At 66.4% G+C, this 20,801-nt stretch carries 17 protein-coding genes; 5 read left to right on the forward strand and 12 right to left on the reverse strand.

Going from position 1 to position 20,801, the window contains the following annotated elements:
- Together lepA and JAO74_RS07530 are read left to right on the forward strand one after the other, a co-directional pair.
- Complete coding sequence (gene lepA, locus JAO74_RS07525) at positions 1–1,824, forward strand: translation elongation factor 4 (RefSeq protein ID WP_199036617.1); 1,824 nt, start codon at positions 1–3, stop codon at positions 1,822–1,824.
- 314 nt (positions 1,825–2,138) lie between these two features.
- Positions 2,139–2,681, forward strand: coding sequence for a DUF937 domain-containing protein (locus JAO74_RS07530; RefSeq protein ID WP_199036619.1), 543 nt, complete (start codon positions 2,139–2,141; stop codon positions 2,679–2,681).
- 133 nt (positions 2,682–2,814) lie between these two features.
- On the opposite strand, the gene JAO74_RS07535 is transcribed toward JAO74_RS07530, so the two are convergent.
- The 11 genes from JAO74_RS07535 to JAO74_RS07590 all read right to left on the reverse strand — a co-directional run bounded on the left by JAO74_RS07535 (position 2,815) and on the right by JAO74_RS07590 (position 13,990).
- A complete protein-coding gene (locus tag JAO74_RS07535; protein ID WP_199036621.1) occupies positions 2,815–3,837 on the reverse strand; it encodes a hypothetical protein in 1,023 nt (340 codons plus the stop codon).
- A 147-nt stretch (positions 3,838–3,984) separates the two neighbouring features.
- Entirely contained in the window at positions 3,985–4,896 is a 912-nt protein-coding gene (locus JAO74_RS07540) for a hypothetical protein (protein ID WP_199036623.1), read from the reverse strand.
- Positions 4,897–4,955: 59 nt separating this feature from the next.
- Positions 4,956–5,792, reverse strand: coding sequence for an IclR family transcriptional regulator (locus tag JAO74_RS07545; RefSeq protein ID WP_199036625.1), 837 nt, complete (start codon positions 5,790–5,792; stop codon positions 4,956–4,958).
- 63 nt (positions 5,793–5,855) lie between these two features.
- The gene (locus JAO74_RS07550) at positions 5,856–7,244 is read right to left on the reverse strand and encodes a DUF1501 domain-containing protein (protein WP_199036628.1); all 1,389 of its coding nucleotides are present in this window, start codon (positions 7,242–7,244) and stop codon (positions 5,856–5,858) included.
- A complete protein-coding gene (locus tag JAO74_RS07555; RefSeq protein ID WP_199036630.1) occupies positions 7,244–8,941 on the reverse strand; it encodes a DUF1800 domain-containing protein in 1,698 nt (565 codons plus the stop codon). Before JAO74_RS07555 ends, JAO74_RS07550 begins: the two co-directional genes overlap by 1 nt.
- A 93-nt stretch (positions 8,942–9,034) precedes the next feature.
- A complete protein-coding gene (locus JAO74_RS07560) occupies positions 9,035–9,274 on the reverse strand; it encodes a hypothetical protein (RefSeq protein ID WP_199036632.1) in 240 nt (79 codons plus the stop codon).
- Positions 9,275–9,309: 35 nt separating this feature from the next.
- Positions 9,310–10,620, reverse strand: a complete 1,311-nt coding sequence (locus tag JAO74_RS07565; RefSeq protein ID WP_199036634.1) for a S8 family serine peptidase — start codon at positions 10,618–10,620, stop codon at positions 9,310–9,312.
- A gap of 454 nt (positions 10,621–11,074) precedes the next feature.
- Positions 11,075–11,626, reverse strand: coding sequence for a 30S ribosomal protein S9 (gene rpsI, locus JAO74_RS07570; protein WP_199036636.1), 552 nt, complete (start codon positions 11,624–11,626; stop codon positions 11,075–11,077).
- Positions 11,626–12,105, reverse strand: a complete 480-nt coding sequence (gene rplM / locus JAO74_RS07575) for a 50S ribosomal protein L13 (RefSeq protein WP_082543510.1) — start codon at positions 12,103–12,105, stop codon at positions 11,626–11,628. Before rplM ends, rpsI begins: the two co-directional genes overlap by 1 nt.
- Positions 12,106–12,224: 119 nt before the next feature.
- Positions 12,225–13,268 carry a COX15/CtaA family protein gene (locus JAO74_RS07585; protein WP_233150765.1) on the reverse strand — a complete coding sequence of 348 codons (1,044 nt, stop codon included), beginning with the start codon at positions 13,266–13,268 and terminating at the stop codon, positions 12,225–12,227.
- Positions 13,269–13,276: 8 nt separating this feature from the next.
- Positions 13,277–13,990, reverse strand: a complete 714-nt coding sequence (locus JAO74_RS07590; RefSeq protein WP_332908756.1) for a GAF domain-containing protein — start codon at positions 13,988–13,990, stop codon at positions 13,277–13,279.
- 189 nt (positions 13,991–14,179) lie between these two features.
- On the opposite strand from JAO74_RS07590, the gene JAO74_RS07595 reads away from it, so the two are divergent.
- The 3 genes from JAO74_RS07595 (at position 14,180) to dxs (ending at position 17,058) form a co-directional block, all read left to right on the forward strand.
- Positions 14,180–14,563: a MerC domain-containing protein gene (locus JAO74_RS07595; protein WP_332908749.1), complete on the forward strand. Its 384-nt coding sequence runs from the start codon at positions 14,180–14,182 to the stop codon at positions 14,561–14,563.
- Positions 14,564–14,627: 64 nt separating this feature from the next.
- Complete coding sequence (locus tag JAO74_RS07600; RefSeq protein ID WP_056530830.1) at positions 14,628–15,089, forward strand: Fur family transcriptional regulator; 462 nt, start codon at positions 14,628–14,630, stop codon at positions 15,087–15,089.
- A 43-nt stretch (positions 15,090–15,132) separates the two neighbouring features.
- Positions 15,133–17,058, forward strand: a complete 1,926-nt coding sequence (gene dxs, locus JAO74_RS07605; protein WP_199036640.1) for a 1-deoxy-D-xylulose-5-phosphate synthase — start codon at positions 15,133–15,135, stop codon at positions 17,056–17,058.
- A 288-nt stretch (positions 17,059–17,346) separates the two neighbouring features.
- On the opposite strand, the gene JAO74_RS07610 is transcribed toward dxs, so the two are convergent.
- Positions 17,347–20,775 (reverse strand): amidohydrolase family protein, encoded by a 3,429-nt coding sequence (locus JAO74_RS07610; protein WP_199036642.1) that lies wholly within the window; start codon positions 20,773–20,775, stop codon positions 17,347–17,349.
- Positions 20,776–20,801: the final 26 nt, after the last annotated feature.

A 20,801-nucleotide genomic window follows, 5' to 3' on the forward strand; every position in this document is an offset into this window, starting at 1 on the left:
ATGGCTACCGACCTTTCCCGCATCCGCAACTTCTCCATCATCGCGCATATCGACCATGGCAAGTCGACGCTGGCCGACCGGCTGATCCAACAGACGGGCGGGCTGACGGCGCGCGAGATGAGCGAGCAAGTCCTTGATAACATGGACATCGAGAAGGAGCGGGGGATCACGATCAAGGCCCAGACGGTGCGTCTGGCCTATCAGGCGAAGGACGGGCTGGATTACGTCCTGAACCTGATGGACACGCCGGGGCATGTCGACTTCGCGTACGAGGTCAGCCGGTCGCTGGCCGCGTGCGAGGGCGCGTTGCTGGTCGTGGACGCGGCGCAGGGGGTCGAGGCGCAGACGCTGGCCAATGTGTACCAGTCGATCGAGCACGACCACGAGATCGTGCCGGTCATCAACAAGATCGACCTGCCCGCCGCCGAGCCCGAGAAAGTCCGCAAGGAAATCGAGGACGTGATCGGCATCGACGCGTCCGAGGCGGTGATGGCATCCGCGAAATCGGGGATCGGCATCGCCGAGATACTGGAAGCGATCGTGACCAAGATCCCGCCGCCCAAGGGCGATGCGGCCGCGCCGCTGAAGGCGATGCTGGTGGATAGCTGGTACGACCCGTATCTGGGCGTCGTCATCCTGATCCGCGTGATCGACGGCGTGTTGAAGCGCGGGCAGCAGATCAAGTTCATGCAGGCGGGCACCACCCATCTGGTCGACCGGGTCGGCTGTTTCCGGCCGAAGATCGAGCAGTTGCAGGAACTGGGCACTGGTGAGATCGGCTTCATCACCGCGCAGATCAAGGACGTGGCGCAGGCGCGCGTCGGCGACACGCTGACCGACGCGAAGCGCCCGGCGGAGCACGCGCTGGAAGGCTTCAAGGAAGTGCAGCCGGTGGTGTTCTGCGGGTTGTTCCCGGTCGACGCCAACGACTTCGAGAAGCTGCGCGAATCGATCAGCAAGCTGCGACTGAACGATGCGTCGTTCAGTTTCGAGATGGAGACGTCGGCCGCACTGGGCTTCGGGTTCCGCTGCGGGTTCCTGGGCCTGCTGCATCTGGAGATCATCCAGGAACGCCTGACGCGCGAATACGACCTGGACCTCATCACCACCGCGCCGTCGGTGGTATACCAGATCGAATTCACCCATCCCGACCCGGCGGGGATCACGCAGATCGACCTGCACAACCCCGCCGACATGCCCGATCCCAACAAGATCGCGACGATCAGCGAGCCGTGGATTCAGGCGACGATCTATGTCCCCGACGAATATCTCGGCAGCATCCTGAAGCTGTGTCAGGACCGGCGCGGCATCCAGAAGAACCTGACCTATGTCGGCGGCCGCGCGCAGGCGACGTACGAACTGCCGCTGAACGAGGTGGTGTTCGATTTCTATGACCGGCTGAAATCGCTGTCGAAGGGCTATGCCAGCTTCGACTACACCCAGATCGGCTATCGCGAGGGTGATCTCGTCAAGATGAGCATCCTCGTCAACGAGGAGCCGGTCGATGCGCTGAGCATGATCGTCCATCGCGGCACGGCCGAGATTCGCGGGCGCGGCATGGTCGAGCGGCTGAAGGACCTGATCCCCCGCCACCTGTTCAAGATCCCGATCCAGGCGGCGATCGGCGGCAAGGTGATCGCGCGCGAGACGATCAGCGCGATGCGCAAGGACGTGACCGCCAAATGCTATGGCGGCGACGCGACCCGCAAGAAGAAGCTGCTGGAGAAGCAGAAGAAGGGCAAGGCGAAGATGCGGGAATATGGCTCGGTGAGCATTCCGCAGGAGGCGTTTATTGCGGCGCTCAGGATGGGCGACGACGCCTGAGGCCAAGGAGGGGATTGCGCAGCAATCGCCGAGTTGGACGAGGATCAGCGTCGCGCCGGCCGACGGCCGGGCGAGCCTGTCCTCGCCCGTGTCGATCGACGACGCGGCTTCGCCGCGGCGTGGGGTTGGGGACGAGCCTCTCACATCGCGCATCATTTGCGGACAGGCTCACCCCCGACCCCTCCCGCGAGCGGGAGGGGAGGAGGCAACACATGTTTTTGAAACATTCCTGACTTTGGACGGAACGACGGGATGACTGACGCGCTGCGGTATCGACCGGGTGGCGTGTGCCGCCCTCCCGAGGGAGACGAGACGTGCAGGGACTGGACCAGATACTCGGATCGAGCGGGATGAACGTCGATGCGCTGGCGGCGCAGTTCGGGATCAGCCCGGATCAGGCGCGATCGGCACTGTCCACGCTGATGCCGTCGGTGCTGGGCGGTTTTCAGAATCAGGCGGCGGCGGGCGATCCCTCCTCGGTCGCGCAGGCGGCGGGGGCGGTCGATCAGCCGACGACGGATGCGGGCAACGATATCCTCGGCCGCATCTTCGGCAGCAAGGATGTGAGCCGGCAGGTCGCCGATCAGGCAGCAGGCGAGACGGGCGTGTCGCAGACGATCCTGAAGGCGATGCTGCCGATCGTCGCGGCGATGGTCGCGCGGCATCTGGCGACCAGTGGCGGCGGCGGGGGCGGCGGGCTGGGTGGTATTCTGGCATCGGTGCTGGGTGGTGGTGCTGGCAATCAGAACGCCGGTGCCGCCGGTGGGCTTGGCAGTCTGGGGGGATTGGGTGGCCTGATCGGCGGTAGCGGTGGCGGGAATCCGCTTGATACTATTTTCGGCAATCTTCGTCGCTGAGGGTGAGTGAAATCTCAAGGCTCGACCTTCATACCGTGTGGTGAGGCGGTAGCGCGTGATTGTGTGGAGCGGACCTACATTCCCCTAAGATTGGCAATGTTCGCTCAGTAGCGGACAATCCGACAGTAGCGAGCTATTGCGGAAGCTCTCCTACTTGATCTTCTAAGTATCGACGCATGATTTGCCGCGAGAGAGTCGGGGCCTCAGAGCCCAAGCTAATAATTTCGCTTTGGGTGAGGCGACGTACCCCGTGGAACAGCGCGCTACGTAATTTATATATGCGATCCCAATCATCGGCGCGATCCTCCATGCCCAAGCGGGCCAACATCTTCTTGACGCGATCTGAAATCCCTATGTTGAACATGCCGGCAACAGCTTTTCGTAAAACAACCTTATCAGCCTCGATGATCGTGGCGTCCGTCTCTAAGCTGTCGCGTATTTTCTTGATCCATTCCTTCTGCTTAGAGCTTCGTTTTTCGTTGACGGCAAGCAATTCTACCGCCGCTAACGAGAGAGTTGCGGCTGCGACAGGGTGGTTGCTCATCATTGCGGCGTTCAACAGCTCACAGGATAGAAAGCCTGCCTCGCTAAGTCTGTTAATCTGTTTGGCAGATTGGTTCATTGCATCGATGTAAGGTTCAATCACAAATTTTATTGTAAGATTGCCCTCCACGGTTATGATACGGGACGTGACTGTCGCTGGATAAACATCTAAGCCGTGAACATCATCTCGCAACCAGACGCCAGTGTCGCGAAGCACTGCCTCTTTGATTTCATTGCAGAACTGGCCGGTGGGACGATTGTCACCGCCGACGTCCACAGGCAATCCACGAAGCGCGCAGATGATCGAGAGGGAGCGCTGTAGTTCCTGCCCAAACTGAGTAGCAGCCTCCAGCGTCGGAAATCTAGTCGCTGAGAACACAACCCAGGCATCCGTGCCGAGGGATTGTTCGCGTTGTCGAGGATGAAGCCAAACTCTTCGTCCTTTAAACGTCAGCTTAAGGGATTTCTCATCGGTGTTGAGCTTGCTGCCGAAGCGTACCCGGAGCCGCAGCTTAAAAGATGAAGTTTTCCCGGCAGCTGCCAATCGCGCTCCAATGCGATCAAATATTTGCTTTCGACCATCAATAAATTTCGTGAGCTCGTTTTCAGCCATATCAGCGCGCTCCTTGCCGCAACATCGAGCATAACGGCGACGAATCGGCCTACAATCCCGCCGACGACTGTATTTAATATGTGCTATTGATTCCGCTAAGGCGAAGGGGGGTAGATCGTTTCCTGCTGGTGCCGGACGGGGGCCGGATTACCCCTTCCACTCATCCGGCGGCCGGCCTGATGCCATGAACAGGGCGAAGCGGGCGTCGCGGTCGCGTTTGGCGGCGCCGGCTTCCCATGCCGCCTTGTCCGCTTCTCGCTGACGGTTCCATTCGCCGCTCGCCTTGCTGGCGGCGATCGCGGCGACGGCGTTGGCGATAGCGTCGCGCTGGTCGGGCAGGTCAAGGGTTTGCCAGCTTTCGTCGCCGGGGGTGGCGTCAGCAGGCTCTTCGAAGAGGAGCGCTTCGGCGGGTTCGATGGCGTCCGGATGGTCATCGGGCATCGCATCCGACGGGACGAAGGCGATGGCGGGGTTATCGGGCGGGGCCGTCGCCCGGCTGCGCGCGGCGCAGGCGGTGAGGATGGCGGCGATCTGGTCCTGCGCGGCGTCGTCGAGGTCGAGGCCCTCGAACGCGGCGATCAGGGTGTTGGCGGGCGCGTCGTCGGCGGGCGCCTCGACCTGTGTGGGGCGGGCGGGGCGGAAGCTGCCCGATTGGGGGCGGGCGCCGTAGTGGCGCAGGATGAACATGATGAGGCGGTCGTTCTTGCGGCGGCGATACCCGAGCAATTGGCCGCCGGCGATGACGGGGACGAGCTGACCGTTCAGGGCGCGGTCGAACGCCTCGTCCTTCAGGCGGAGGACGCCCATGTCGAGCGCGGCTTCCCAGGCGCGGGCGAACCCTTCCGCGCCGGGTTGGCGGCGGAGGTAATAGGCGCTCTCGCTGCTCATGTTGACCTGTGCGGCGGCGCGGGTGACGGAGCCGGTATCGGCCAGCGCCTCGATGAAGGCGACCTGGCGGGCGGGTGTCCAGCCGTCGTGGCGGGGCTTGCGGCGGGGGACCGGATCGAAGGCCGGCAGCGAGGGGCGCTGGTCGCGCGGAGTGGGGGTGCGGTCTATCATGACCGCGGGTACTAACCTATCTGGTTGGCTGTAGGACAGGGGCGGGTGCGGCGTTCCCCTTAGCGGGTAGGCACCCAGCCGAGTTCGCCGCTGATCGCGGCGGCGATGTCGAGGACGCGGGGAGCAAGCGCGGCCATCGCGGCGTCGTCGAGATTCTGTGCGGCGGTGGCGACGCTGATCGCGGCGACGATGCGGCCGGCGGCGTCGCGGATCGGCGCGGCGACGGAGCGGATGCGGTCGGGCGGGGGACCCTGCTGAATGACGACGCCGGTGCGGACATGCTCGTGCATCCGCGCCTCCCAGCCGGGGGTGGTGTGGCGGTCGCCGCCCTCCACGAACAGGCGGGTCCAGGTGGCGGGATCGTCGTCGAGCATCAGCGCCTTGCCCATGCCGGTGTCGGGCAGGGCGCGACGGTCGCCCGGGCGGGTGGAGACGCCGACATGCTCGCGGCCCGAATGCCGGTCGAGATGCACCGAGAAATCGCCGTCGCGGCGGCCGAGGAAGATGCTCAACCCCTCGGTCATGACGAAGCGTTCGAAATAGGGGCGGCAGATGCTCAGGATGTTGACCTGCTCGGCGGCGCGCGAGGCGGCGTACATCAGGCGGGGGCCGAGGCGCAGCGTGCCGTCCGCCCCGCGGCCGAGCATCTGGCGGGCGACGAGCGCGGCGATGAAGCGCGCGGCGGTGGCACGGGTGAGGCCGGTTTCGCGGATCACGTCGGCGGCGGTCATCGGGCGCATGGCGACGAGTTCGAGGATGTCGAGGCCGCGGAACAGCGTCTGCGCGCCGGCGGTTTCGCGCGCCAGCGGGTCGGCGGTCGCGATGTCGGGCGCGTCGTCTTCGTCGATCGGGGCGCTCAGGGTGAGGGAGGAATCAGGCACGGTGGCAGCGCTCATAGCGCGAGCCGGGGGCGACGCGCCATCGCTATGTCTCGGATCGGCCCGATCGGATGCGATTCGTCAGACGAAGCCGAGTTTCCAGGCGGAGCGGTTATAGTTGCCGATGTTGGGCAGGACGGTGGGCAGATCGGTGTCGGACACGCCGAACCAGTTTGCGAGGGTGGCGGCATATTGATCGACCGCGATGGTCGGAAGCAGGCGGCCCTGCCCGACATCGTCGGCGGTACCGTTGCCGATCGCGGGCGGTGTGCCATAGAAGCGCTTGCCGCGCACCGCGCCGCCCATCGCGAAGTGCATCGATCCCCAGCCATGATCCGACCCGTCGTCGTTGGATTGCAGCGTGCGGCCGAAATCGGACGCGGTGAAGCTGGTGACGCGGTCGGCGACGCCCAGCGCGACGGTGGTGTCGTAGAACGCCTTCATCCCGTCGGCGACCTTCGCCATCAGGCCGGGATGCTGCGCGACGAGGTTGTCGTGCAGGTCGAAGCCGCCGAGCGAGACGAAGAACACCTGCCGCTTCACGCCCAGTTCCGACGAGACGGAGATCAGGCGAGCGACCATCTTCAACTGGTCGGCGAGGCTGTTGCCGGTGGGGAACAGCGGGAAACCGACGGCGGGGGCGCCGGCCAGCGCACCGGCGACCTGCGCGTAGGTGTCGAGCGCGCGTTTCGAGACGCGGGCGTGTTCGTCGCCCAGCAGGCTGCCGGGGGCGGTGGTCATCAGGGTGCGCAGCGTGGTGGCGGCGGCGGCGGAACCGTACATCGTCTTCGCGTTGTTCAGCAGCGCGATCGGGCCGCCGGTGCCGACCGAATATTGCACGGCATTGCGGCCGGTCAGGTACACCGCATTGCCGCTGGCGTTGATGCAGGTGAGTGCGGCGGTGCCGTTGCCGTTCTGGAACACATCGCCGATGCGACCGCCCCAGCCGGACGTCGCGCCTTCCGGGCTGGACGCCTGGAAATAGCTTTGCTGGTCGTTGTGGCTGAACAGCTTGGGCGGCAGGCGGACCGAATTCGCCTGATACTGCGCCTTGGTGGTCGGCTGGACGAGGGTGCCGACGTTCAGGATCGGGGCGAGCTGGCCGCCGGCGAACAGCGGCATCAGCGAGGTCATCGTCGGCGCCAGCGCATATTGGCGGCCGCCGGTCAGCGCCTCGGTGGGGCTAAGCAGCGTAGCGGCGAGCGATTCGCGGGTGTGGGCGATGTTGCTGCGCGCGGCGCGGTATTGATCGTAGCTGGCCTGGTCGTAGGGGGTCAGCGTGTTGGCGTAATCGTTGCCGCCGTACAGGAAGATGCAGACCAGCGCCTTGTAATCGGTGGCGGTGGCGGCGGCCGCCTCGCCGATCGCGCCCAGACTGGTGACGAAGGGCGCGGCGACGCCGGCCATCCCGAGCGCGCCGGACCGCTTCAGGAAGGCGCGGCGGGACTGGTCGTGATCGAAGCAGCTCATCACTTCACCGTCAGGAATTCGGGGGCGGCGAGCGTCAGCATGATCGCGATCCCCACGCGGTTGGTCGGGCCGCCGGTGGCGGTGGCGGCCACGCTGTCGACCGCGGTGCGGATCGCGGCGAGGGTGGTGGCGGACAATTGTCCGGCGGCGAGGAGCAGGTTCACCTCGTCCACCAGCGCGGCCGTGTCGGCGGCCTTCAGCAGGATATCGGTGTAGTCCGCCTTGGCATCGCCCGCGCCGTTGGCGACGAGGCCGTACATGTAGTTCACATAACCGACGACGGACTGCTCGTTGGTGATCTGGAATTCCGGCGCGACGAGGCCGGCGCTGGCGATCGCGCTGGCGGGGGGGGAATAGCCGGGGCGGAAGAAGTTGAAGACGGTCTGGCTGCGGCCCATCGACTGGGCGAGCCGGGTCGACTGGCTGCTGGTGTCGCCGAAGCTCCACGCGTTGGAGGGCGAGGTGACGGCGAAGGCGCGGGCCCAGGCGGTGAGACGCATCACCGGTTCGCGCAGCTTGCCGGCGGTGGCGGTGGTGAGCGCGGTGTCGCTGCGCGCCTCGGTATCGAGCAGGATCGCGGTGACGACCGCCTTCATGTCACCGCGCACGCCGCTGCCGTTGTCGGCGAACCTGGCGGCGACGCGGCCGACATAGGCGGGCGAGGGATTGGAGGTGACGAGGCGCTGGATCAGTTGCTTCGACACGAAGGGCGGCACGTTGGGATGGGCGAAGATCGCATCGAGCGCGGTCTTGATCGCCGCCATCCCGCCGCCCGACGCGCTAATGCCGAGGAAGCTGGCGCTGCCCGTCTCGTTGATCGCGGCGTTCATGACCAGCGGCTGGCGGTAACGATCGGGCGTGGTGCTGATATTGGTGGCCAGCGACAGGCCGGTGAAGATGCGGGCGAGGCCGGCGACATCGGCCTGCGTATAGGTGTCGAGCGGGGTCGAGCCGCCCTTCACGCTGCCGTCCATGTTCAATTGATAAAGGCCGAGCGTGAACAACTGCATCAGCTCGCGCGCGTAATTCTCGTCCGGCGCCGCGCCGGTGGTGGCGTTTGCCTTGCGATTGCCGAGGAAGGTGAGGAACGATCCCATCGCCGCGCTGGTGGTGATCGCGTCCATGAGTGTGCGGTAATTGCCGAAGGCGTTGTCGAGCAGCAGATCGACATAGGCGGCGGCCGCGAACTGTTTCCAGTTGAGGTTCACCGTATCGATGCCGACGACCAGCATGTCGAGCAACGCCATGCCGACGCGCTGGCGCAACTGATCCGGCTCGACGATCAGTTGCCGCCACATGGTGGTGTCGAAGCCGGCGGTGTTGTTGATGTTGCCGGCGACATTGTAGCCGTTGGCGACCAGCCAGTCCCAATGCGAGGTCGCGCGGGCCAGGGCGAACTGCGCGGTGATCCACGCTTCGTAGCCCTTGTCGATCACGTCGGCGATCGACGCCTTCGTCGCACCCATCGTCGATTGCGCGAGGAAGCGGCTGGCCTGTGCGGAGGTCGGGGCGGTACGGACGACGACGACCGGGGCGGGCGCGGCGGTGGTCGTACCGGCGGTCGGATCGTTGCCGCCCCCGCCACAGGCCGCCAGCAGCAGCGCGGGGGCGAGGACAGCTGCGGCCGGCAATATCGTCGCGCCCGGCAAGGCATCGCCGCTGTCGAAACTGGCCGTCGATCCGTGCTGATCGGTCATCTGGGGGTCCCCGGCATCGGTACGCCGGCCCCTTCGGACCCATGCGGCGATCGCGCCGACCCTAACCGGAGAAGGTTGACAGATCGTTGCGTGCTACCATGTGGTCGGCGCATCCGGCGGACCGATGTCGACCACATCTTCCGGTGCGACATCCACGATGCCCGGCAGCGCGCGAGCGCGTTCCGCTACCTCGGCGGTCGACCGGCCGGTGATGACGCCGATCTCCGCCAGCCGCTGGTCGATCCGGAAACCGGCGGTTTCCAGCGACGATGCCACCGCAGCGGCATCGTCGCCCTCGGCCAGCGTCACGACCCAGTTCCTGACGTCGGTCATGACCGTGTTCCTTGTCCAAGGATTCGGGCGGCGGTTCAGGCGGGTGCCTGCACCAGACCCGCGCCGACCCGGGAGGGAGGATATGGCAGGCGCCGCGCCGTGGCAATCAGCCGGTTGCGCAGCGCCAGCCCGCGCAGGCCGGCATTGGTCTGCGCCCACAGTGCCGCGCAGCCCGCGACATGCGGCGTTGCCATGCTGGTGCCGCTCTTCACACCGTAGCGCGTCGGCCGCGGCACCGAGGAATAGACGTCGCGGCCCGGCCCGGAGATGTCGATCTTCCCAAAGTTCGAGAAGCTGGACGGTGCCAGATTGGCGTCGAGCGAGGCGACCGACATGATCGTCGGCGAATTGGCGGGCGATCCCGTGTTCGACGCCGCATTGCCCGCCGCGGCGATGATGAGGCAGCCGGCGTTCAGCGCTGCCTGCCCCGCGGCGGTATAGGCGGCCTGCACCGGCGACTGCGACCCCAGCGACATCGAGATCACCGCGCAGCGATTGGCGATCGCCCAGTTCATCCCCGCCAGCACGCTGCCCGTCGCGCCCGATCCCGAATTAGACAGCACTTTGCCGACGAAGATCGAGGCACGGTGTGCGATACCGTAGCGTGGCGTCGATCCCGGCGGCGAGAACGGCCCGCACGACGTGCCGATGCAATGGGTGCCGTGGCTGTGAAGATCCTGCACCGGCTGGCCCACGAAGGTGTTGGTGGCGAAGCCGCGCCCGACGAAATCGGGATGACCCAGATCCATGCCGGTATCGAGCACCGCGACGCGGATGCCCGCACCGCTGGCAGTGCTCTGCGGCACGCGGCAGGCGGCCAGCCCCCATGTCACGCCGAGCGATTCGATGTCGGGATCAGTATCGAACTCCTTCGGACCGCTGCCGCCGCCGCCGCTGCCCAGATCGGCGGCGATCACCTCCACCGCCCGGCGGAAACCGCGCAGGTAATCGTCCGCGACGACGTCGCTGAAAACGAAATATTCGGGTTCGACGATGTCGATCGGACTGTCGCTCGCGATCTCGTCCTGCACGTTCAGGCTGCTTTCCGCCAGCGCGGGGCCGGACACGATCGCCACGCCGATCTCCGGCAGCACCAGCGCATCGGCATCGCCGACATCCTGCAGGCCAACCGCCTGATCGGTGAAGTCGCGGGCATCCGCGGTGCGCATCCCCATGCTGCGCAACGTCTCTAACCCTTCCGCCCCGGCACCTTCCTTGTAGGTGACGATGTAGCGGCCGGTCCGCTGGCTGTCGTCGGGCCGGTCGAGCGCGGCGAGCAGCATCTCGTCGATGCTGCTGGTCAATGAATCGCCGGTGCCCACGCCGGAAACGGGTGTCGTCGCCATGATCTGATCCCTCCTGTCGATGCCGCGACAGAACAGGCCCGCTTGTCGCGGGTCTTTTCCGCCCGGCGTTATCATCGTCACGCAACAGTACAGAACGAGGATCAGTAGAGCTGGCAGGATTACAAATATTAACTTCGTAGATCGCTGCTAACCAATCGACTCGTCAAGTATTCATATACATTAATTCTGCGAGGAGGGCGATGACTTGTTTGATTATCGGCGGGTCGGAATTGCAAGATGATATGCAGGACCGGGAAACCCATTATGCGTCAACGGGTTCCATGGCCGGTATCGGTGGCGGTCCATGCCGGATCGAAATCGCGGCGCCGAACCGGCTGGTCGTGGAGGAGGCGCGGACAGCAAAAAGCGCCCTGACGGCAACCCGTCCGGACGCTTTCGGCAGTATAGAGCCACCATCGCCCGCCCCCCGAAGGCGGCAGGCGAAGCGATTCGATCAGCGCTTCGAGAACTGGAAGCTGCGGCGTGCCTTGGCGCGGCCGTACTTCTTGCGCTCGACGGTGCGGCTGTCGCGGGTCAGGAAGCCGGCGGCCTTCACGGGGGCGCGCAGGATCGGCTCGTAACGCGTGATCGCCTGGCTGATGCCGTGCTTCACGGCGCCGGCCTGACCCGACAGGCCACCACCCTTGACGGTGCAGATGACGTCGTACTGGCCCTCGCGCTCGGCGATGCCGAACACCTGGTTGATGACGAGGCGCAGGGTCGGGCGGGCGAAGTACACTTCCTGATCGCGACCGTTGATCGTGATCTTGCCCGAACCCGGCTTCAGCCAGACGCGTGCGACGGCATCCTTACGACGGCCGGTCGCATAGGCGCGGCCGAGGCTGTCGATGATCTGTTCGCGCAGGGGGGCAGGCTCGCGTGCCGGGCCGCTGTCGCCGACCTGGCCGTTGATCTCGACCGGGGCGGCATCGGGGTTGGCAGCGGCGGCAGCCTGCTGGCTCAGCGCCGAACCCAGATCGGCGAGGGACTGGCGGTTGTCGGACATTATGCGCCCACCTTGTTCTTGCGGCTCATGCCGGCGATGTCGAGAGCCTCGGGGTTCTGGGCGGTGTGCGGATGCTCGGTGCCCTTGAAGATGCGCAGGTTGCGCATCTGGTCACGGCCGAGGGGACCGCGCGGGATCATGCGCTCGACGGCCTTTTCCAGCACGCGCTCCGGGAAGCGACCTTCGAGGACCTTGGCGGCGGTGACGCCCTTGATGCCGCCGGCATAACCGGTGTGCTTGTAATAGATCTTCTTAGCGGCCTTGTTGCCGGTGAAGCGGATCTTGTCGGCATTGATGACAACGACGTTGTCGCCGCAATCGACGTGCGGGGTGAACGACGTCTTGTGCTTGCCGCGCAGGACGTTGGCGATCACCACGGCGGCGCGACCGACCACCAGGTCGGTGGCGTCAACGATATGCCACTTCTTTTCCACTTCGTGCGGCTTGACCGACTTGGTGGTCTTCATGAGCGCCTTCATGGACGAGACCTTTCAAAACAGTAACGCGCCATTCCTGATGCGGAACGACGCGGACGGGCGGCTAATGATGAAGCGGCGTCAGAAAGTCAACATTTCAGCGGCATTCCTGACGGGTATTATCATACCCGAGGCTTGACGACGCCGATGCGGTGGGCCGCGACGACGGTGGCGATCAGCAGCAAGGCGGCGTTTGCCTGGTGCGCGACGGCGACGTCGATCAGCACGCCCGTCATCAGCGTGGCGACGCCGAGAAATATCTGGAGCGTGACGAGGCCGACGACGACGAAGCCGCTGCGCGACCCGCGCCGGGTGGCGCGCACCGCCAGCCAGAACAAAGCGGCGGCGACCGCGAAGGCGAACCAGCGGTGGATGAACTGGACGACGACGGGATTGTCGATCGCGTTGCTCCAGCCCGGCGTCAGCATGGTGACGCCGGCGGGAAAGAAACTGTCGCCCATCAGCGGCCAGCTGGCGAAGGCGTAACCCGCGTCGAGCCCGGCGGTGAAGGCGCCCCAGACGATCTGGACGAACAGCAGGCCGATCGCCAGCGCCGCCGCGCCGCCGAGTCGGGCAGGAACCGCCAGCCGGTCGCGGTGCAGTTGCATCAGGTCGAGCGCGGTCCAGACGATGCCGGCGAGGATCACCAGCGCGGTGACGAGATGCGCGGCGAGGCGCAGATGGCTGACGTCGGTGCGTTCCGACAGGCCGGAGGCGACCATCCACCAGCCGATCGCACCCTGAAAACCGCCGAGCGCCAGCAGGGCGACGAGGCGGGTGCCATATCCCGCCGGAATGCGGCGGCGGATCGCGAACCACAGGAGGGGCAGTGCGAAGGCGAGGCCGATGACCCGGCCGAGCAGGCGATGGGCATATTCCCAGAAAAAGATCGCCTTGAACCCGGCCAGCGTCATGCCACGATTGAACGCAGCATATTCGGGTATCTGTTTGTAACGGTCGAATTCCGCTTGCCACGCCACCTGATTGAGTGGCGGTACGATGCCGCTGATCGGTTGCCAGCGGGTGATCGACAGGCCCGATTCGGTCAGGCGGGTGATGCCGCCGACCACGACCATCGCGACGATCAGGGCGGCCACGGCGAACAGCCACCGCGCGACCGCCCGTGGCCGGGCATTGGACATGAAGGCGGCACTGGGCAGAAGCATGACCCTATCTACGTACGGCCACCGGTTGCGGCAATGCCGGCCGGGGGGATTTCGGCGGACGCCCGGTCCCGATCGATCTGATCGGCCGGTGCGCTCGACCGCAATTCCTCGACCATCGCGATGACGCGTTCCAGATGGGCGGTGGCGCCGGTGGCATCGACATGGTCGAGCAGGGCGGAGGCGCGGGCGAGGTGGTCGAGAGCCCTGGCCAGGATGGCGGCGTCGCTGGCGCCTGCGCTGGTCGCGGCGGCTTCGCGGCGCAGTTCGAACGCGGCCATCGTGCGGCGGGCGAGGGTTTCGAGCATGCGGCGCTCCTCGTCCTCCAGCCCGGCGCGGGGTTCGACATCGATGATGCACAGCGTGCCGAGACGCGCGCCGTCGCTCGCCCGAAGCGGGGCACCGGCATAGAAGCGGATGCCGGGTGTCGAGGCGACGCCGGCCATGTGACGGAAGCGATCGTCCTGCGAAGCGTCGTTGACCACGAACACCTCGTCGCTGTGCATTGCGTGCGCGCAGATCGAATCGGCGATGGGGTCGCCGTCATGCTCCAGGCCCAGCTTCGCCTTGAACCACTGGCGCGATCCGTCGACCAGCGTGATGGTCGAGATCGGCGCGCCGCTGCTTTCCGCCGCGGCGCGGACGATCGCGTCGAACTGTCGTTCGGGCGGCGTGTCGAGCAGGCGATACGCGTCCAGCGTGGCGAGGCGGATCTGTTCACTCACCGTGGTCAAGGCATCACACCCCTTATCGAACGAGTCGTCGATCACGGTGGATAGGCCAATCCCTACCCGGCGCCATTCACCTGTGTTGCTCGCACGATCGGGCGGAGCATTTCGGCGACCATGATTTAACGGCCATTTAACTGCGATGTGATGTTGTAACCTTTCGCCGGCCGGTTTATATGGCCGTTCGTGACTTATGCACTGCCCTTCTCACGCCGCTTGCCGGGACTCGATCGTCTCGCGATCGCCCTGTCGGGGTTGTGTGTGGTGCATTGTCTGGCGACGACGGTGCTGCTGGCGCTGATGTCGGCGGCGGGCGGGATGCTGGTCGATCCGATCTTTCACGAAATCGGGTTGTCGCTGGCGATCCTGATGGGCGCGATCGCGCTGGGGCGCGGAATCATGCAGCATGGATATGCCATGCCGGCGTCGATGGGTGCGTTCGGGCTGGGGATCATGGCCGGGGCTATGCAATTGCCGCATGACTCGTCGGGCGGCGAAGCGCTGTGGACGATCGTCGGTGTCGGCCTGCTGGCATTCGGCCACGACCTGAACCGCCGGGCCGGTTGCTGACACAGACACGTTCGCGTGACGGGCATCGCTTGCCGGACAATCGTTCACGCCCTATTTATTAACGATGGCCAACGCCCACCTTCATCATGAGCCGCAAGGCCCCGATCTTCCCGCCGCCGCGCAGGCGGCCCTGGAAAAGGCGGGCGAACAGTGGACGGCGATGCGAGCCAGCGTGTTCCGGTCGCTCGCGCAGTTCGAAAAGCCGGCCTCCGCCTATGACATCGCCGATGCGGTGTCGAAGAGCGAGGGGCGCCGGGTGGCCGCGAACAGCGTGTACCGGATACTCGACCTGTTCGTCGGCGCCAATCTGGCCCGGCGGGTGGAGAGCGCCAACGCCTATGTCGCGAACACGCACCCGGGATGCCTGCACGACTGCATCTTCCTGGTGTGCGATTCGTGCGGGCAGACGACGCATCTGGACGACGACCGCATCACGCGCGGGGTGCGCCATGCGGCCGAGGCGGCGGGATTCGCGCCGGTGCGGCCGGTGATCGAGGTGCGCGGGAAATGCGCCGATTGCGATTGATCGGGCAATCGACACTATCGCGGTGTGGTAGTAAGCCCGTCCAATGGTTGATCTTCCCCTAACGCCGCTGCTCGATACCGTTGATACGCCCGACGCGCTTCGCCAGCTGAAGCCCGAACAACTGCGGCAGCTGGCCGATGAACTCCGCGCCGAGACGATTTCGGCGGTCGGCACCACCGGCGGTCATCTGGGATCGGGTCTCGGCGTGGTCGAACTGACCACTGCGATCCATTACGTGTTCGATACGCCGCGCGACCGGCTGATCTGGGATGTCGGCCATCAATGTTATCCGCACAAGATCCTGACCGGGCGGCGCGATCGTATCCGGACGCTGCGGCAGGGCGGTGGCCTGTCGGGTTTCACCAAGCGTAGCGAGAGCGAATACGACCCGTTCGGGGCGGCGCATTCGTCGACCTCGATCTCGGCGGCGCTGGGTTTCGCGATCGCCAACAAGCTGGCCGGCACGCCGGGCAAGGGCATCGCGGTGATCGGCGACGGCGCGATGTCGGCGGGCATGGCGTATGAGGCGATGAACAACGCCGAACACGCGGGCAACCGGCTGGTCGTGATACTGAACGACAACGACATGTCGATCGCGCCGCCGGTGGGTGGCCTGTCCGCCTATCTGTCGCGAATCGTGACGAGCCGCGAATTCCTGAGCGTGCGCGAGATGATGAAGAAGCTGGCGCGCAAATTGCCGCGGCCCTTCCACACCGCCGCGCGCAAGACCGACGAGTTCGCGCGCGGGATGACGATGGGCGGCACGTTGTTCGAGGAGCTGGGATTCTATTATGTCGGGCCGATCGACGGGCATAATCTCGACCATCTGATCCCGGTGCTGGAAAATGTGCGGGATGCCGAGGAAGGGCCCATTCTGGTCCATGTCGTGACGAAAAAGGGCAAGGGATACGCCCCGGCCGAGGCGGCGGCGGACAAATATCACGGCGTCCAGAAGTTCGACGTCATCACCGGTACGCAGGCCAAGGCGCCGCCGGGACCGCCGCAGTACCAGAACGTGTTCGGGCAGGCGCTGTGCGACGAGGCGGCGAAGGATGACCGTATCTGCGCGATCACGGCGGCAATGCCGTCGGGCACCGGGCTGGACAAGTTCGCGGCGGCCTATCCCGACCGGTTCTTTGACGTGGGCATCGCCGAACAGCATGGCGTGACCTTTGCCGCCGGGCTGGCGGCGCAGGGGATGCGGCCGTTCTGCGCGATCTATTCGACGTTCCTGCAACGAGCCTACGATCAGGTCGTGCATGACGTGGCGATCCAGAATCTGCCGGTGCGCTTCGCGATCGATCGCGCCGGGCTGGTCGGAGCGGACGGCGCGACGCATGCCGGGTCGTTCGACGTCACCTATCTGGCGACGTTGCCGAATTTCGTGGTGATGGCCGCCGCCGACGAGGCGGAACTGGTGCACATGACGCACACCTGTGCGCAGCATGACAGCGGGCCGATCGCGGTGCGCTATCCGCGCGGCAACGGCACCGGCGTCGACCTGCCCGCCGCGCCCGAATTGCTGGAGATCGGCAAGGGGCGGATGGTGCGCGAGGGCAAGACGGTGGCGATCCTGTCGCTCGGCACCCGCCTGACCGAGGCGTTGAAGGCGGCCGACCAGCTGGAGGCCAAGGGCCTGTCGACCAGCGTCGCCGATTTGCGCTTCGCCAAGCCGCTGGACGAGGCGCTGATCCGCCGCCTGCTGACGACGCACGAGGTCGCGGTGACGATCGAGGAAGGCGCGGTCGGTGGGTTCGGTGCGCATGTGCTGACGCTGGCGTCGGACGAGGGGCTGACCGATGGCGGGCTGAAGATCCGGACGATGCGGTTGCCCGACACGTTCCAGGATCAGGACAAGCCGGACGTACAATATGCGCAGGCCGGGCTGGATGCGGATGCGATCGTGACGACGGTGCTGACGGCGTTGCGGCACAACAGCGCGTCGGTGCCGGAGGGCGCGCGGGCCTGAGGATGTGATGGGGGTGGGTGAGCGTGGCTGATCGGTTCGGTCGTCCGCGATCTGTCACTGCTGAACCTCGCCCGTTTCTTAATCCGTTTTGCCTATCCGCCATCCCGGCGAAAGTTGGGACCCATGGACACGGAACATCGGCATTGGTGGCAACCGCTATCGAAGTGCGCCACAACCATGGGTCCCGGCTTTCGCCGGGATGACGGGACGGGGTTGTGACGGTGTGCGGGTGATGACGGTGCAGGCCGTTGCTATCCCCTGCCCGGCGGGGCAGGGGAACGGCCCCCGTCAGTCAATATCACCGTGACCATGGCCGATGGTCAGGCGCGCGCCGGTGTCGGTGCCGCCCTTGGCGCCTTCCCACCAATAGGGCCGGCGCTGGCGGGTGCCGGTGGTGATTTCGTTCAGGGTGGCGGCGTCGTACAGGCGGCCGCCGAGCATCACCTGCGCGACCTTGTCGCTGTTGCGGATGTCGGTGGTGGGATCGGCGTTCAGCACGACGAGATCGGCAAGCTTGCCGGGCTCCAGTGAACCGACGTCCTTCGCATAGCCGAGCGAAGTGGCGGCGGCGATCGTGCCGGCGCGGAGTGCCTCGACGGGGGTGAAGCCGCCGCGGACGAAGCTCCACAATTCCCAATGCGCGCCGAGGCCCGGTTGCTGGCCATGCGCGCCGATCGCGACGGGGACGCCCTTGTCGGCCAGCTTCTTCGCCTCGCGCGCGGTGGCGCCGTCGACATAATCCTCTTCGGGCGCGATCTCGCGGCGGGCGTTCTGGGCGGCGAGGAGCGCAGGCGGGGCGTGGCGGCTGAGGAGCGGGTGACGCCACACGTCGCTGTGCGCGCGCCAGTAGGGATCGCCGGCCGGGCCGCCGTAAGCCACCACCAGCGTCGGCGTGTAGCCCACGGTCGTCTGCGACCACAGGCTGACGACGTCGGCGTAGAAGTGTTCGAGCGGGACATTGTGTTCGACGGTGGCGTTGCCGTCCTGCACCAGGCTCATGTCCAGGGTGAAGAGCGAGCCGCCCTCCGGCACGACCTCCATGTTTTCCGCCTGCGCGGCGGCGACGACCATCTGGCGCTGTTCGCGGCGGGGCTGGTTGTAGTTCTTGACGCTGTGCGCGCCCTGCGCCTTCAGCCGGCGGATGACGGCGAGCGCGTCTTCATAGGTGTCGATCTGGGCGTACACGTCGGGCGCCTTGGCGCCGTAGACGATCTCGCCGGTCGAGAAGGTGCGCGGGGCGAGCACCATGCCGGCCTGCTGCATCTCGGCGGCGGGGAAGATTTCGGCCGAGCGTGAGGACGGGTCGTGGATGGTGGTGGTGCCGAGCGCGAGGTTGGCCATCGCCGACCAGTTCTGCTGCGGAACCAGATCGTCCTCGCCCTGCGGCCCGTGCGCGTGCGCGTCGACCAGACCGGGGATGATCGTCTTGCCGGTGACGTCGATCGTCTTGGCGCCGGCCGGGACAGCGATGGTGGCGCGCGGGCCGACCGCGACGATGCGGTCGCCGCGGATCAGGATCGTGGCGTCGTCGATGATGCCGCCGTCGCCCTTTGACCCATTCCCCTGCGCCATCGTGACGACGCGCGCGCCGGTGAGGGCGATGGTGGCGGTCGGCTTGTCGGCGGCGATGTCCATCGACAGCGAGGTGCCGGTGCGCGGGGGCGCGAATTTCGGCGCTTCCTCACCGGCGGGCAGCGGCTGGGTGCGGAACAGGGTGGCGGTGTCGGCGGTGTAGAGGGTCGGGCCGGCGCTCCAGTGAATCTGGCGACCGTCATTCGACCAGTTGATGAAGTCCGCGCCGTCGCCGCTGACGCGGGTGACGGGCAGGGGGCCGCCCTTCGCATCGGTCTCTACCGACTGGCGGCCGGGGATCAGCGGCATCACGAACGCTTCGTAATTCTGGCGGAAGGCGACATAATCGCCGGCGGGAGAAATCTGGTAGTCGTTGACCAGTTCGCCCGCGGCATGGACGCGGCGGTCCTCCCCGGTCAGGTCGGTGCTGACGAGCTGGCGCTTGTCCTTTTCGGTCGCCATCAGGAAGACGCGGTCGTTCGATGCGCCGAATTGCGGCGAGGCGACGTCCTTTGCGATGCGGACGGGCACGCCGCCGCTGGTGGCGACGCGGTACGCGCCGCTGCCGGGATTGCCGCGTGCCGCGGTCAGGCCGCCGCCCTCGCCCTGTTCGAACACGATGGTCTTGCCGTCCGGCGAGAAACGCGGGCGGCGATAGGTGCCGGCGACGGTCGTGACGGTGCGCGGATTGCCGCCGGTGGCGGCGATGGTGCGGATCTGGCCGAGGCCGGCGTCGGTCCAGCCGACGAACACGATCTGGCGGCCGTCGCGCGACCAACTGGGGAACAGTTCCAGTTCATCGGTGCCGCGCGTCAGGCGTCTGGCGGTGCCGCCGGCGGCGGGTTTGGTCCACAGCTTGCCGAGCGTTTCGAAGACGATGGTGCGGCCGTCGGGCGAGACGGTGGCCCAGCGCGGCATCTTCGTGGCGAAGCGATCAGGGGCGACGGCGACCTGCGGATGGACGGCATCGACGATCACGCGGGTGTCGTCGATCCGGAACGGGATGATCGCGGCGCCCGACCCGTCGGGCGCGACGCGGCGCAGCTTGCCGCCCGCCCAGAAGACGATGGCGCCATCGCCCGGCGTCCACGCCATGTCGGGATAGACGCCGGTGACGGCCCATGTCTCCTGCACGTCCCGGTCGAGCGGGCCATAGACGACGCGCTCGACGCCGGTGGCGAGGTCCTTCACCCACAGCTTGCTGACGTTGTTCTCGCGCCGGACGAAGGCGATCCGCTTGCCGTCGCGTGACGGCGTCGGGCGGACCGAGCCGCCGACCCCGGACACGGCGGTCGTCACCTCGCCGGTGTCGATGTCGTAGCGTTCGATGTCGAACAGGTCGGTACGCGAGTTCTGCGCGTATTCGAAGATCGGGCCGGGGGTGACGTTGCGGGTGTAGAAGATGCTCTTGCCGTTGGGCGCGTAGATCGGTTCGCCCAGTTCCTTTTGCAGGACTTCGCTGGCGCGCTTGACCAGCTGCACGCCGCCGCCGCCGGAGACGTGGTACAGCCAGATCTCGCCGGTGCCGAGCGAGCGGCCGGTGGTGAAATGCTTCTTGGCGGCGATGAAGCGGCCATCGGGGCTCCACGTCGGCTGGTTGAGGAGGCGGAAGTCCTCCTTCGTCACCTGACGCTTGTCGGTGCCGTCGACGTTCATCACCCAGATATTGTCGCCGCCGCCCCGATCGGAGGTGAAGGCGATCCGCTGGCCATCGGGCGAGAAGCGCGGCTGGTGTTCGAAGGCTAGGCCGTCGGCGATCCGGGTCGGCGTGCCGCCCGCGATCGGCATCGTGTAGAGATCGCCGAGGAGATCGAACGCGATCAGGCGACCGTCGGGCGAGACGTCGACGTTCATCCAGCTGCCCTCATCGACCTGAAGGCGCACTTCGCGCGTTTTCAGGCCGCGCGGGTTGGACACGTCCCAGACGGGCGGCTTGGCGGCGGTCGCCGTGGTTGCCGGCGTGGTCGGGGTCGTTGCGGCAGGGACGGGCACTGGCGGAGCGATCGGCGCCGTCGCGGGCGCGGTCGCCTTGTCCTCGGGAGCCTGCGTCTGTTCGATCGGCCCGGCGGCGGGCGGCGGCGTCTGGGCGGCAAGCTCGCCGGCGACGAGGCAAAGAGCGATGGCGGTCAGTGCGCGGTGCTTCACGGTGATATCATCCCCTTGTTGCGCGA

The organism is Sphingomonas mollis, from assembly GCF_016427505.1.
GTDB lineage: Bacteria > Pseudomonadota > Alphaproteobacteria > Sphingomonadales > Sphingomonadaceae > Sphingomonas > Sphingomonas mollis.

Bases quoted from the DNA above. Each gene is read 5' to 3' on its own strand.
- lepA (WP_199036617.1), top strand. From the start codon at position 1: ATGGCTACCGACCTTTCCCGCATCCGCAACTTCTCCATCATCGCGCAT.
- JAO74_RS07535 (WP_199036621.1), bottom strand. From the start codon at position 3,837: ATGGCTGAAAACGAGCTCACGAAATTTATTGATGGTCGAAAGCAAATA.
- JAO74_RS07540 (WP_199036623.1), bottom strand. From the start codon at position 4,896: ATGATAGACCGCACCCCCACTCCGCGCGACCAGCGCCCCTCGCTGCCG.
- JAO74_RS07545 (WP_199036625.1), bottom strand. From the start codon at position 5,792: ATGAGCGCTGCCACCGTGCCTGATTCCTCCCTCACCCTGAGCGCCCCG.
- JAO74_RS07550 (WP_199036628.1), bottom strand. From the start codon at position 7,244: ATGAGCTGCTTCGATCACGACCAGTCCCGCCGCGCCTTCCTGAAGCGG.
- JAO74_RS07555 (WP_199036630.1), bottom strand. From the start codon at position 8,941: ATGACCGATCAGCACGGATCGACGGCCAGTTTCGACAGCGGCGATGCC.
- JAO74_RS07560 (WP_199036632.1), bottom strand. From the start codon at position 9,274: ATGACCGACGTCAGGAACTGGGTCGTGACGCTGGCCGAGGGCGACGAT.
- JAO74_RS07565 (WP_199036634.1), bottom strand. From the start codon at position 10,620: ATGGCGACGACACCCGTTTCCGGCGTGGGCACCGGCGATTCATTGACC.
- rpsI (WP_199036636.1), bottom strand. From the start codon at position 11,626: ATGTCCGACAACCGCCAGTCCCTCGCCGATCTGGGTTCGGCGCTGAGC.
- rplM (WP_082543510.1), bottom strand. From the start codon at position 12,105: ATGAAGGCGCTCATGAAGACCACCAAGTCGGTCAAGCCGCACGAAGTG.
- JAO74_RS07585 (WP_233150765.1), bottom strand. From the start codon at position 13,268: ATGCTTCTGCCCAGTGCCGCCTTCATGTCCAATGCCCGGCCACGGGCG.
- JAO74_RS07600 (WP_056530830.1), top strand. From the start codon at position 14,628: ATGGCCAACGCCCACCTTCATCATGAGCCGCAAGGCCCCGATCTTCCC.
- dxs (WP_199036640.1), top strand. From the start codon at position 15,133: ATGGTTGATCTTCCCCTAACGCCGCTGCTCGATACCGTTGATACGCCC.